The following is an 11239-nucleotide window of genomic DNA, read 5'->3' on the forward strand; positions in this document are numbered from 1 at the left end:
GGTAACGGGTAGCATGCTGCGCATGACTGCTGCTGCGCTCGCGGAGAGTGCACTCACGGAGAGCAAGCCGAAGTGGCGCGGCTGGCTGCACGCCGGAATGTTCCCCGCCACGGTGGCCGCCGGGATCGTGCTGATCTGCCTGGCCGACTCCACGCCCGCCAAGATCGCCTGCGCGATCTACTCGGTCAGCGCCTGGCTGCTGTTCGGGGTCAGCGCGGTGTACCACCGCTTCAACTGGGGGCCGCGCGGGGACGCCGTACTGCGCCGGCTGGACCACGCGAACATCTTCCTGATCATCGCGGGCACCTACACGCCGTTCACCATGCTGCTGCTCAAGGGCGCCGACCAGCAGGTCCTGCTCTGGGTGGCCTGGGGCGGCGCGCTGGCCGGGATCGCGTTCCGGGTGTTCTGGGTCGGCGCGCCGCGCTGGCTGTACACACCGGTGTACCTCGCGCTGGGCTGGGCCGCCGCCTTCTTCCTGCCGGACTTCCTGCGCGCCGGCGGGGTCGCCGTCCTGGTGCTGATGATCGTCGGCGGGGTGCTCTACAGCATCGGCGGCGTGGTGTACGGGCTCAAGCGGCCCAACCCCTCACCGCGCTGGTTCGGGTTCCACGAGGTGTTCCACGCCTTCACCCTGGGGGCGTTCATCGTCCAGTACGTCGGCGTCTCGCTGGTGGCCTACAGCACCACCGGGTGACCACCGGTGCCGTACGCCACGGCCGGTCGGCCACCGGTGGCGTACGGCCCGGTCGGGTGATCACTGGTGGCGCACGGCACGGCCGGTCGATCCCGGCGCACCCCGACGGGCGGTCGAACGGTCCACGGACCGGACGGCCGCCCGTTCCGCCGTCCAGGGCCGCTCGTACGGGGCCCGGAGCTGCGGGCGGCGCGGGTAGGCCGCGTGGTCGGCCGCGCCGGCCTCCGACTGCGGGCCCGGATCCTGCAGCGGCCCGTGCGCGTGGTGCTGCTCGCCGTACCCGTGGTGCTGCTGCCCGCCGTGCGCGTGGTGCTGCTCCCCGTGCGACTCCCGGTGGGGCTCGCGCGGCGGCCAGGCCGGCGCCGGGAGCGCCTCGGGCTCGGGCCACCGCACCGCGCCGACCGCACGGCCCCGCGCCTGCCGGGCGTCCAGCGCCTCGCGGGCCCGGCGGCAGCGCTCGCAGTGCGCGGCGTCCGGGATGCCGCGGCGCGGACGGTGCCGCACCGGGGCCGGGCCGCCGCGCATCGCGCGCCAGCGGCGGGCGACGTAGACCATCAGCAGCAGGGTCTCCACCCCGGCGACCGCCAGGACCAGTGGGGCACCCTTGATCAGATAGGCCGCCACCACGGCCAGCGCAGAGCCCACCACCACCGCCGAGCCCCACACCTGGGAGCTCATCTGCTTGTCGTCCGCGTCGGCCACCTCGGTCCCCTTTCCCGGTGCCGGGCTCGTGGTCGGCTCCCGCCGCCCCACCTCTTCTCCGCTCTCGGCACGCGTCGGCCAGCACTGACCGATTGCCACATCGTATCTACCGTCAGTCATGGCCAACCGCCCCCAGGCGGCGAACGACAGATCAACGTTGCGTCAATTCCTTGTGCGGAAGCAGCACTTCCAGGACACATCACGGAACGTGACCACGGCAAGGCGCCCGGCCGGGAGAACCCGGCCGAGCGCCTCGGTGAACCTCTCGCGACCCCGCCCGCCGTCAGCCGCGGCGGACGCCCCTCCGCCGCAGCACGGCACCCGCGCCCACCAGGGCGGTGGCCCCCAGGGCGGCCGCCGCCGTCACGGCCGGCAGTGCCGAACCGCCGCCCGCGGGTCGCGGTGCGACCGCGAGTTGCGGGCCCTCCCCGGGCTGCGGTGCCGTCCCGGACCGCGGCGCGGCCGCGAGTTCCGGCGCGGCGTCCGCCTCGTAGCCGCCGCCCTTGCCCGCCCGGTCGTACGCCGAGCCGGGCAGCTTGTCCCCGTACCGCTGGTGCACCAGCTGCTGGTACGCGGCCAGCGTGACCCCGCCCGCGCCCACCGAGCGCCGGGCCTCGTCGTCCAGCGGCAGCACCCGGCCGTCACGCAGCACGTACCAGGCGTTGACCTGCGGCTCGCGGAAGGCGGTGCCACCGCCGCTGCCCGCCGCCTTCGCCGCGTAGTCGCTCTCGTCACCGCCCGAGGCGATGTTCACCACCTTCCAGCCGTCGCCCTGCCGGACGGTCCAGACCGAGGCGCTCTGCCCGTCCGCCGCGACCACCTTGCTGGCGGTGAACTCCGACGTCGCCACCGGTGCGCCGGGGGTACCGGCCACGAAGCCGGGGTCCAGGACGTACACCGGCACGGTGTCGCCGACCAGCCGCGGCGCGGCCTCGCCCGCCGCCCGGGCCTCCTCGGCGGCGCCGATGGTCAGCTGCCGGGTCGGCGGGACACCCTTGCGGGCGAAGAAGTGGCCGACCTTGTCGAGGACGGCCGGGTCCTGGACCGCGCCGCGGGCCTGCGCCAGCTCGGCGGCGGGCACCGGGGCCGGGGCGGACGGGGAGTCCGCGTGCGCGGCCGGGGCGAGCACCAGCGCGAGGCCGGCGGCGAGCAGGGCGGTGGCGGTCGCGGTGGCGGCCCGACGGCGGCTCTTGGTCTCGGTCATGGCCGCCCTCACGCGCCGATCCGGTACAGGGAGTGGGTCCACGAGAACGTGTTGTTGTTCACGTAGTACCCGTACTCCGCCCAGTTGTAGCGGTAGTTGGAGGGCCACGGATCGCCCCAGTAGACCCAGTTGCTCGACGTGTCGTAGCCGTACAGGACGTGCATGTGGCCGCCGCCCGAACTCCACTGGATGCGCGTCTCGATCGGGCGGTCCGCGTTCACCTCGGACTGCACGGTGCCGTAGTTCAGGTACCCGTTGACGTACGAGCCCGGGTTGATGCCGACCCAGTTCAGCCCGTTCTGCACGTCGCCCAGCGTGGCCTGGCTGTTGGGGCAGCTGGAGTTGGCGGAGCGGCCGAACGCAGCGTTGCAGAACTGGTTCTGGCTGTAGTTGTAGCCGAACCAGGTGGCGATGGTGTTCCCGCTCGCCGCCCAGCACCAGTTGGTCTGCTGTTGCTGCTGCATGGTGATGTTGAGCTTCTTGAAGGTGCCGGCCAGGTCGGCCGTGCTGCCGGGCGCGGCGGCCTGGCGGACCTGGTGCGCGGCCCGGTCCTGGGCCTGCGTCTGGGCCTGGGTCTGCGTCTGGGCCTGGGTCCGGTCCTGGTACGGAGCCTGGGCCTGGTAGGGGGCCGGCTGCCCGGCCGGGGCGGCGATCGCGGGCGCCGCCACCGCGGCGGTGAGCGCCGGGCCCAGCACGCCGAGGGCGAGCAGCGAGACCGCGCGGCGCAGCCGTATTCGTGGAACTGGCATGGCGGGAAAGCCTCCTTGCACGAGTGGAGCGAGGTGCTGTGTGGGGGCGCGGTCCGGATCGCGCCCCGAGCATCGCGCCTCGTCAGGGACAGGTCAACGGCCGTCCGCGGGGCCCGGACCGAGGTGTGAACGGGCGGACGCGGATGTGAACGGCGCCCGGAGAACCACCGCGCAGCAGGCCCGGACCGGTGACAAACCACCGCACCGATGTGAATATTCACGGTCAAACGCCGCTCCGTCCCGAGCCGCCCGCACGCCGGTCCGCCCGTCCCCCAGGAGGCCGCCATCCACAAGAGCGACCCAGCCGACCTCGCCGCCGCCCTGCGCACCGGCCCCTTCCACCTCGCCCTGCGCACCGCGATCTCCGCCCGGGGCCTCGCCCTCCACCGCATCCGCCGCCACCTCGCCCTGCGAGGCGTCACCGTCGGCCTCACCAGCCTCAGTTACTGGCAGCAGGGCCGCCGCCGCCCCGAACGCACCGAGTCACTGCGCGCCGTCGCCGCCCTGGAAGAGGTCCTCGACCTGCCCGAACACTCCCTCACCCGGCTGCTCGGCCCCCGCCGCGCCGCCGGCCCCGCCCCCGCCGGCCCGCCCGTCCGCCCTTACCGCGACCTCATCTCCCCCGCCGTCGCCGTCGACGACCTGCTCGCCACCCTCGCCGGCCCGCGCGACACCGGACTGCACACCATCACCCACATCGAACGCATCCGCGTCGGCCCCGACCGCCAACTCGCCCGCCGCGACTCCCAGCACGCCCTGCGCGCCCACCGCGACGGCATCGACCGCTACCTCGCCCTCTACCAGGGCGACCCGGGCAGCGATATCACCCGCGTCGGCGTCCGCGCCGAGGAGAACTGCCGCCCCGGCCGCATCCGCCGCGACCAGGCCCACCACCTGCTCGCCGCCGAACTCCTCCTCGACCGCCGCCTACGCGCCGGCGACACCCACCTGCTCGGCTACGGCTTCGACGACGCCCCCTCCCCCGACCCCAGCTGCGAGTACGTCCGCGGCTTCAACTCCGGCGCCGGCCAGTACGTCCTCCAGGTCACCTTCCACCCCGCCGCCCTCCCCGTCCGCTGCCACCGCTTCGCACTGCACTCTCCGGGCGCCGCCCCGTACGAGACCGAGGAACTCACCCTCGACGGGCACCACTGCGTCCACCTGGTGGCGACGGCGGTACGGCCGTGCCTCCTGGGGATCCGGTGGGACTGGGAGTGAGGGGGGTGGGGGTCAGTGCGACCAGTACGGGTCGTCGACGGGGTCGCCCATCGTGGCGAGCGATGTCCTGGCGAGTGGGGACACCGGCTCGTATTCGTGGGCGGGCTGGTACAGCACCCCGTAGGCCTCCACCAGGAACTTCACCCGGTACGTCGAGTCCGGCTGTGCCGCCGCAAGGAACAGGAGGAACGTCTCGCCGCCCGCTTCCCCGACCCCGTGCAAGGACTGGATCTCGTCGGAGGGGTTCGACCGATGGACCACGGTGCTTCCGAGTCCCTGCCAGGCCTGGGTCACCTGGTCCATCAGGGCCGGCAGCCTCGTACTCGCGACCGCGGTCCGACCGACGACGACCTCGGTGACCGCCGACACCATGCTCGGCTCGCCGTCCCAGCGGTCCCGTTCCCTGCGCACCTCGAAATAGGCACCCGCGAAGGCCAACGACGGAGAGACCGCCCCCATCGTGGTGCGCAGGGCATGGTCGATCCGCACCTTCGCCGCTCCGGGTGACAGCCGCGACCGCCGATCGGCCAACGCCAGCGGTCCGTACCCGTTGAAGAACAGCACCGAACAGGCGGTCACCACGACGGCGAAGGCCAGCACGACCGATCCGACCAGCTTCCAGCGGGCCCTCATCGGCCACCCGTCACATGGACGTCGCCGCCCTTGCCCGTGACGATGGAGGCGATGTTGCCCAGCGAGGGGCCACCGAACTCCGGGGTGAGGTACTTGGTGTGCGCACCCACGAGGTTCGCCCCCTGGCTGTACTCGGAGACCGTGAAGCGCTTGCCACCGAAGGACTCGCTCGCCGGATCCCGTCCGTACCAGTTCTCGTCCGGGTGAGCGCCGAGGGGCCACGGGACGAGACCTCGGGGCGACGAGGCGTGGGTGACGACGTCGTTGTCCGCCGCACCGGCCCAGACGTGCCCGGGCAGCCGGAGCTCCGAGGCGCGATCCACACCGGTGCCGGGGCTTCCGATGAACACCACATCATCCGGTGGCGTGTAGTTCCCCTGGTGCGTGGCCGCCTTCGTCGCCAGTCCGACCACGACCGAGCCGTAGCTGTGTCCGATCGAGGTGATGTGCGGGCACTGGCCGCTGCTGTTGGTCGTCCGGAGCCCGGTGACGAACCTCGCGTAGTCGGGTGCGCCCTTGACCGCCGCCTTCGGGTCGGCCGCGTTCAGGTCCTCGCCGGGCGGGTCGTAGCCCAGCCAGACGATCGAGGCCACCGAACCGCCGGGCTTGACCTTCTTGTTGGCCTCGCGCCAGACGTTCAGCGCGTTCTCCGACTCGTTGGTGCCCGGCGTGTCCCCGTGCTTGGCCGGGCCGAGAGAACTGGGATCCGTGGTGACGCCAGGAACATAGGCGGCGATGTCGGTGGCGGTGTCCGGGTTCCCGTAGGAGAGGATCGCGCGTCCCTGGCCTTCGGCACCGATACCGATCAGATACGTGCGGGGACGACCGTCCGTCGCCCCGCCGTCCTGATCGAGGCGGTCCCAGATGGGCTGCAGCTTCTTGAGCTCCGCCTCCTCTTCCTTCGTCCGCTGCTTGCCCTTGAGCTCGCTCAGCCGCTTGTCCAGGTAGCTCCGGTTGACCTGGTCCCGCACGTCCGCCGGGATCCCGTCCAGATTCCCGACCTTCTCCGGGTGGTGGTCGATGAACCACTGCCGGCCCGCCGGGTCGAGGCCGTTCCACCAGCTGTTGACCTCGGTGGGCGGCGCTCCCGCGGCCGGCATGTCCCTCAGGTACGGGGCGCTCGACCCGTTCGCCGTCCGCTGGTCGGCCTCCGCGACCGCGAGGGTCAGGCCCGACTTGCTGGTGGCGTGCTGGGTGAAGCCCCTGAGCAGCCCGGCGAGGGTCTGGTCGGCCGTGCCGGCCTCGGTGAGGGCGGCGGTGATCCGCTTGGCGATCTCCTCGGCCGCCGCCTTCTGCTTGGTCTCCCAGTTCGCGTCCACCGGGCCGGTGGGCGCGGGCCAGCTCACCGTGCCGTTGTCGCTGACGGTCAGGCCCTTGGCACCGGCGTCGACGACGGCCTGCCGGAGTTTCGACTGGGCGAGTCCGAAGAGGTCGGCGTAGTCCCGCAGGGTCTGGCCGAGTGCGGCCAGTTCGGTTTCGGCGGCGTGCAGTTGGGTGGTCGTGCCGTCCAGCGAGGGGATCGCGGCGTCGGCTGCCGGTCCGCTCCAGCCCGACCCGTGGACCCGGTCGGTGGTGCCGCGCTTCCAGTCGGCGGTGTGCTGCGCGAACGCCTTGTGGAGCGCGTCGTACGCGTCGCCGGCCGCGTGGAGATCCCCCGGTCTGGCGTTCTTCAGGCTCGCGAAGTCGAGTCGGCCCGCGCCGGCCCGCTGATCCGGATCAGCCATGAGTGCTCCCCCCGATACTCACCGCTACCATAACCCACGTCTGCCACAGCGGCATTGGGGGAAGAGCGATGGGTGACGGCAAGGGATTCACTGTCAAACCAGGCGAGTTGGCCGCCGCCGGGAACAACGCGCTGGCGGTGGCCGGGAAGGTTCCGGAGGAGACGGCGAAGCTCGCGGAGCCGGGCGACAAGGCGGCCGGGGGGCTGGCGGGGTGGCAGAGCGGGGCGGCGCTGCAGGGGTGCGGCACCGCCTGGAAGTCGCTGCTGGACGGGCTCGCCGGCGACATGAAGTCGGCCGGCGGCAACCTTCTCACCTGCGCGCAGACGTACCTCGGCGCCGACCGGCTGCCCGCGCCCGCCACCGCGGCGGCCGCCACCGATCCCTTCGGCACGAAGGTGGCCGGGGTGGCGGGCGTGCATCTGACCAGGGACGCGTAACTCCGTTACCGGGGCCGGAAGTCCACGATCAGGGAGTCCTCCACCGGCAGGTAGCCGATCTGCTGGTAGATGGAGTTGCTGGTCGGGTTGGCGAGGTCGGTGTAGAGCAGGACCTCGGTGGCGCCGTGGGCGAGGAGGTGGGCCGAGACGGCGGCGGTGACGGCGGTGCCGTAGCCGTGGCCGCGGCTTTCGGCGGGGGTGTAGACCGGGCCGATGCGGGACATGCCGGCGAGCACCGGGCTGCTGCCGGCCAGGGCGACCGGGCGGCCGTCGTCCTCCCACAGGTGCAGGCAGCCGTTCGCGGTCCGCTCGTCCACCGCCCTTGGGACGTCGGGGAGTTCGACCTCGACCTCGGCCAGGAACTCCTGGTACCAGCGGATCGCCAGTTCGCGGTCGGCCGGTCCGGCCAGCCGGTGGCGGCCTGCGGGCGGGCGCGGCGGGTCGGTCAACTCGCCGAGCCGGTAGAGCCGTTCGTCGACGCGGACGGACTGTTCGGTGCCGGTGGCCGCCGTCCAGGCGGCGGCGAAGGCGCGGACCGCTTCGGCTCCCCCGCCGACCCCGGCCACCGTGGTGAAGCCGGCTCCGGCGGCGGCCACGCCGGTCGCCAGTTCGGCGGCCGCGGCCGGCGGCATGAAGGAGAGCCGGGGGGCGAACGGCGGCGTCTGGAGGAAGGCGCCCGCGACCGGACCTCCCTGCTCGGCCCGCCACCAGCCGAAGACCGGCGGCTCGCCGAACACCGTCAGGCCGGACTCGGCCAGCCGGTGCGCGATGGTGAGCAGGACGGTGTTCTCGGCGGGGCGGGCGGCCAGGAAGGCGCCCGCCTGGTCGCGGAACTCGTCGAGGGAGGTGCTGAAAGTCCAGGCCATGGCCCATGGTGGACCCGGCCGGACCCCGCTCGCCAACGATTATCCGGCCGCCGTCGAACCCCTGCCCGCCCCCGCCGGGGCGCCCGCTACTCGACCGCCGTGCCCAGCTTTCCGGCCAGTTCCGCCGGATCGGTGGTCGGGGCGTCGCAGGCGAAGTGCCGGCAGACGTACGCCGCGGGGGCGCCGCCGACCAGCGGCCGGTCGGCCAGCAGCGGCACCTCGGGCTCCCCGGGCGCGCCGACCGCGACCACCGCTCCCGGCGCCGTCCCGAGCAGCGCGGCCCGTCGCAGCGCCGCCGTGGCCGGGTCGCCGTCCGGGCCGACCACGGCGACCTCGCGCGGCCCGTCGAGCAGCGCCTCGGCGACGGCGAGGCCCCAGCCGATGAACCGCGGTGCCCGGCCGGCGAGGGCGCCGACCACGCCGAGGGCCCGTTCGGCGGCCGTGCGGTGCCGGTCGGAGCCGGTGTACGCGGCGTACGTGAGCAGGGCGCCGGCGGCGGCCGTCCAGCCGGACGGGGTGGCGTTGTCGGTCGGGTCCTGCGGGCGGCGGATCAGCTCCTCGGCGTCGTCGGCGGTGTCGTAGAGCGCGCCGGAGGCCTCGTCGGTGAAGTGCTTGAGCACGGTGTCGAGCAGGCCGCCCGCCAGCTGGAGCCAGGAGGCGTCGCCGGTGACGGCGTACAGCGCGAGGAAGCCCTCGGCGGTGTCCGCGTAGTCCTCCAGCACGCCGGCGTTGGCACCGGCCCGGCCGTCCCGGGAGGTGCGCAGCAGCCGGCCGTCGGGGGTGAGGTGGACGGCGAGCAGCAGGTCGGCGGCGCGTTCGGCGGCCTCGACCAGGTCGGGGCGGTCCAGCAGCGCGCCGGACTCGGCGAGCGCGGCGACGGCCAGGCCGTTCCAGGCGGCGACCACCTTGTCGTCGCGGGCCGGGGCGGGGCGGGCCGCCCGGGCCTCGGCCAGCCGCGCCCGGATCGTCTCGTACTCGGCGAAGTCCTCGGGGTCGGCGAGGAGTTGGAGCACCGAGGTGCCGTGTTCGAAGGTGCCCTCGGCGGTGACGGTGAACAGCCGGGCCGCGGTGGCCGCGTCGGCGGGGCCGAGCAGGTCGACCAGCTGGCCGGGCTCCCACACGTAGTACGCGCCCTCGGCGGACTGCCCGGTCTCCTCGTCCAGGCTGTCGGCGTCCAGGGCGGAGGCGAACGCGCCCTCGGGCGTGCGGAGTTCGCGCAGCAGGAAGTCCGCCGTGGAGAGCGCGACCCGGCGGGCCAGGGCCGATCCGGTGGCCCGCCACAGGTGCAGGTAGGCGCGCAGCAGCAGGGCGTTGTCGTACAGCATCTTCTCGAAGTGCGGCACCACCCAGCCGGCGTCCACCGCGTACCGGGCGAAGCCGCCGCCGAGCTGGTCGTGGATGCCGCCGCGGGCCATCGCCTCACCGGTGCGGACGGCCATCTCCAGGGCCGCCTCCGAGCCGGTCCGGGCGTGGTGGCGCAGCAGGAACTCCAGCACCATGGCCGGCGGGAACTTCGGCGCGCCGCCGAAGCCGCCGCGGCTCTGGTCGAAGTCCCGGCTGAGGGCCACCAGCGCCTGGTGCAGATCCGCCTCGCCGGGCGGGTTGTGGGCACCGGCCGAGTACACGGCGGCCCGCTGGGCGAGGTCGGCCCGGATCCGCCCGGCGACCTCGCCGACCTCCTCCCGCCGGTCCCGCCAGGCGGCCTCCACGCCCTCCAGCACCTGCCGGAAGGACGGCATCCCGTGCCGGGGCTGCGGCGGGAAGTAGGTGCCGAAGTAGAACGGCTCCTTGTCGGGCGTGAGGAACACCGTCATCGGCCACCCGCCCTGCCCGGTCGCGGCCTGCACCGCCTCCATGTACACGGCGTCGACGTCCGGCCGCTCCTCCCGGTCCACCTTGACCGGGACGAACCGCTCATTGAGGTACTCGGCGAGCCCGGCGTCCTCGAAGCTCTCGTGAGCCATGACATGACACCAGTGACAGGCGGCGTAACCGACCGACAGCAGGACGGGTACGCCGCGGCGCCGCGCCTCCTCGAAGGCCTCCGGCATCCAGGGCCACCAGTCCACGGGGTTGTCGGCGTGCTGGAGCAGGTACGGCGAGGTCGCGTCCGCGAGACGGTTCGGCATGCCCCCCATCCTCGCGCATCCGGCGGTCGGCGCGCGGCAGGTCAGGCCGGTCCGGACCAGTAGCTGATGCCGAGGTTGGCGTCGAAGGTGCGCATCCGCCCGAGCACCTGGTCGGGGGTCGGGCCGAGGAGTTCGTCGACGATGCGGCCGTCGGCGAGGAAGACGACGCGGTCGGCGTACGAGGCCGCCACCGGGTCGTGGGTGACCATCACGACGGTCTGGCCGAGTTCCCGGACGCACCGGCGCAGCAGCGCGAGGATCTCGGCGGCGGAGCGGGAGTCCAGGTTGCCGGTCGGTTCGTCGGCGAAGACGATCCGGGGCCGGCCGGCCAGCGCCCGGACGCAGGCGACGCGCTGCTGCTGGCCGCCGGAGAGCTGGGCCGGGCGGTGGCCGAGCCGGGCGCCGAGGCCGGCCGCCTCGACCAGGGTGTCCAGCCACTGCCGGTCGGGGGTGCGGCCGGCCAGCGTCAGCGGCAGGGCGATGTTCTCCGACACCGTCAGGGTGGGGATCAGGTGGAAGGCCTGGAAGACGAAGCCCACATGGTCGCGGCGGAGCCTGGTCAGCTGGCCGTCGCTCAGCCGAGTGAGGTCCGTGTCGCCGATCCGGGCGGCGCCCGAGGTGCAGGACTCCAGTCCGGCGAGGCACTGGAGCAGGGTGGACTTGCCGGAGCCGGACGGGCCCATGATCGCCGCGAACTCCCCCTCCCGGAAGGACACCGAGACCCGCTCCAGCGCCACCACCCGGGCGTCGCCCGACCCGTGCACCTTGGTCAGGTCGACGGCCGACGCGGCGGCCGGGGCGTGGTTCGCGGCGGCCCGGGGGCCTCCGGGACGGGACGGGCCTCCCGCGAGGGACTGGGGCTCGGTCATCGGTGGTGCTC

At 73.7% G+C, this 11239-nt stretch carries 11 protein-coding genes; 3 read left to right on the top strand and 8 right to left on the bottom strand.

All coding sequences use genetic code 11. The annotated features are described in order from the left end of the window. Positions 1 to 22 precede the first annotated feature (22 nt). On the top strand, positions 23 to 697 hold the full coding sequence (locus tag ACFCY1_RS10465; RefSeq protein WP_049659028.1) for a hemolysin III family protein: 675 nt from the start codon (positions 23 to 25) through the stop codon (positions 695 to 697). A 60-nt stretch (positions 698 to 757) separates the two neighbouring features. Here ACFCY1_RS10465 and ACFCY1_RS10470 read toward each other — a convergent pair whose 3' ends face one another. The 3 genes from ACFCY1_RS10470 to ACFCY1_RS10480 all read right to left on the bottom strand — a co-directional run bounded on the left by ACFCY1_RS10470 (position 758) and on the right by ACFCY1_RS10480 (position 3352). Continuing rightward, positions 758 to 1399 carry a hypothetical protein gene (locus ACFCY1_RS10470; RefSeq protein WP_375874170.1) on the bottom strand — a complete coding sequence of 214 codons (642 nt, stop codon included), beginning with the start codon at positions 1397 to 1399 and terminating at the stop codon, positions 758 to 760. Positions 1400 to 1682: 283 nt separating this feature from the next. Further along, complete coding sequence (locus tag ACFCY1_RS10475) at positions 1683 to 2603, bottom strand: hypothetical protein (RefSeq protein ID WP_375874171.1); 921 nt, start codon at positions 2601 to 2603, stop codon at positions 1683 to 1685. 8 nt (positions 2604 to 2611) lie between these two features. Then, positions 2612 to 3352, bottom strand: a complete 741-nt coding sequence (locus ACFCY1_RS10480; RefSeq protein ID WP_375874172.1) for a papain-like cysteine protease family protein — start codon at positions 3350 to 3352, stop codon at positions 2612 to 2614. Between the two features lie 285 nt (positions 3353 to 3637). Between ACFCY1_RS10480 and ACFCY1_RS10485 the strand changes: the two genes are divergently transcribed. Continuing rightward, positions 3638 to 4570: a hypothetical protein gene (locus ACFCY1_RS10485; protein WP_049658495.1), complete on the top strand. Its 933-nt coding sequence runs from the start codon at positions 3638 to 3640 to the stop codon at positions 4568 to 4570. Between the two features lie 12 nt (positions 4571 to 4582). Here the strand turns inward: ACFCY1_RS10485 and ACFCY1_RS10490 are convergent, their stop codons facing one another. Together ACFCY1_RS10490 and ACFCY1_RS10495 are read right to left on the bottom strand one after the other, a co-directional pair. Beyond that, positions 4583 to 5203, bottom strand: a complete 621-nt coding sequence (locus ACFCY1_RS10490; RefSeq protein WP_375874173.1) for a hypothetical protein — start codon at positions 5201 to 5203, stop codon at positions 4583 to 4585. Beyond that, on the bottom strand, positions 5200 to 6927 hold the full coding sequence (locus ACFCY1_RS10495; protein WP_375874174.1) for an alpha/beta hydrolase: 1728 nt from the start codon (positions 6925 to 6927) through the stop codon (positions 5200 to 5202). The genes ACFCY1_RS10490 and ACFCY1_RS10495 overlap by 4 nt, the downstream gene beginning before the upstream one ends. Positions 6928 to 6995: 68 nt before the next feature. Here ACFCY1_RS10495 and ACFCY1_RS10500 point away from each other — a divergent pair, with 68 nt between their 5' ends. After that, entirely contained in the window at positions 6996 to 7364 is a 369-nt protein-coding gene (locus ACFCY1_RS10500; RefSeq protein WP_375874175.1) for a hypothetical protein, read from the top strand. A 5-nt stretch (positions 7365 to 7369) separates the two neighbouring features. Here the strand turns inward: ACFCY1_RS10500 and ACFCY1_RS10505 are convergent, their stop codons facing one another. The 3 genes from ACFCY1_RS10505 to ACFCY1_RS10515 all read right to left on the bottom strand — a co-directional run bounded on the left by ACFCY1_RS10505 (position 7370) and on the right by ACFCY1_RS10515 (position 11228). Next, positions 7370 to 8230 (bottom strand): GNAT family N-acetyltransferase, encoded by an 861-nt coding sequence (locus ACFCY1_RS10505; protein WP_375874177.1) that lies wholly within the window; start codon positions 8228 to 8230, stop codon positions 7370 to 7372. 86 nt (positions 8231 to 8316) lie between these two features. After that, complete coding sequence (locus ACFCY1_RS10510) at positions 8317 to 10359, bottom strand: thioredoxin domain-containing protein (RefSeq protein ID WP_375874178.1); 2043 nt, start codon at positions 10357 to 10359, stop codon at positions 8317 to 8319. Between the two features lie 41 nt (positions 10360 to 10400). Next, a complete protein-coding gene (locus ACFCY1_RS10515) occupies positions 10401 to 11228 on the bottom strand; it encodes an ABC transporter ATP-binding protein (protein ID WP_079271858.1) in 828 nt (275 codons plus the stop codon). Between the last annotated feature and the right edge of the window lie 11 nt (positions 11229 to 11239).

This window comes from Kitasatospora sp. NPDC056273, from assembly GCF_042268845.1.
Lineage (GTDB): Bacteria > Actinomycetota > Actinomycetes > Streptomycetales > Streptomycetaceae > Kitasatospora.

What these genes read in the sequence shown, in the direction of transcription:
- ACFCY1_RS10490 (WP_375874173.1), bottom strand. Translation starts at nt 5,203, where the DNA reads ATGAGGGCCCGCTGGAAGCTGGTCGGATCGGTCGTGCTGGCCTTCGCC.
- ACFCY1_RS10500 (WP_375874175.1), top strand. Translation starts at nt 6,996, where the DNA reads ATGGGTGACGGCAAGGGATTCACTGTCAAACCAGGCGAGTTGGCCGCC.
- ACFCY1_RS10465 (WP_049659028.1), top strand. Translation starts at nt 23, where the DNA reads ATGACTGCTGCTGCGCTCGCGGAGAGTGCACTCACGGAGAGCAAGCCG.
- ACFCY1_RS10495 (WP_375874174.1), bottom strand. Translation starts at nt 6,927, where the DNA reads ATGGCTGATCCGGATCAGCGGGCCGGCGCGGGCCGACTCGACTTCGCG.
- ACFCY1_RS10510 (WP_375874178.1), bottom strand. Translation starts at nt 10,359, where the DNA reads ATGCCGAACCGTCTCGCGGACGCGACCTCGCCGTACCTGCTCCAGCAC.
- ACFCY1_RS10475 (WP_375874171.1), bottom strand. Translation starts at nt 2,603, where the DNA reads ATGACCGAGACCAAGAGCCGCCGTCGGGCCGCCACCGCGACCGCCACC.
- ACFCY1_RS10515 (WP_079271858.1), bottom strand. Translation starts at nt 11,228, where the DNA reads ATGACCGAGCCCCAGTCCCTCGCGGGAGGCCCGTCCCGTCCCGGAGGC.
- ACFCY1_RS10480 (WP_375874172.1), bottom strand. Translation starts at nt 3,352, where the DNA reads ATGCCAGTTCCACGAATACGGCTGCGCCGCGCGGTCTCGCTGCTCGCC.
- ACFCY1_RS10505 (WP_375874177.1), bottom strand. Translation starts at nt 8,230, where the DNA reads ATGGCCTGGACTTTCAGCACCTCCCTCGACGAGTTCCGCGACCAGGCG.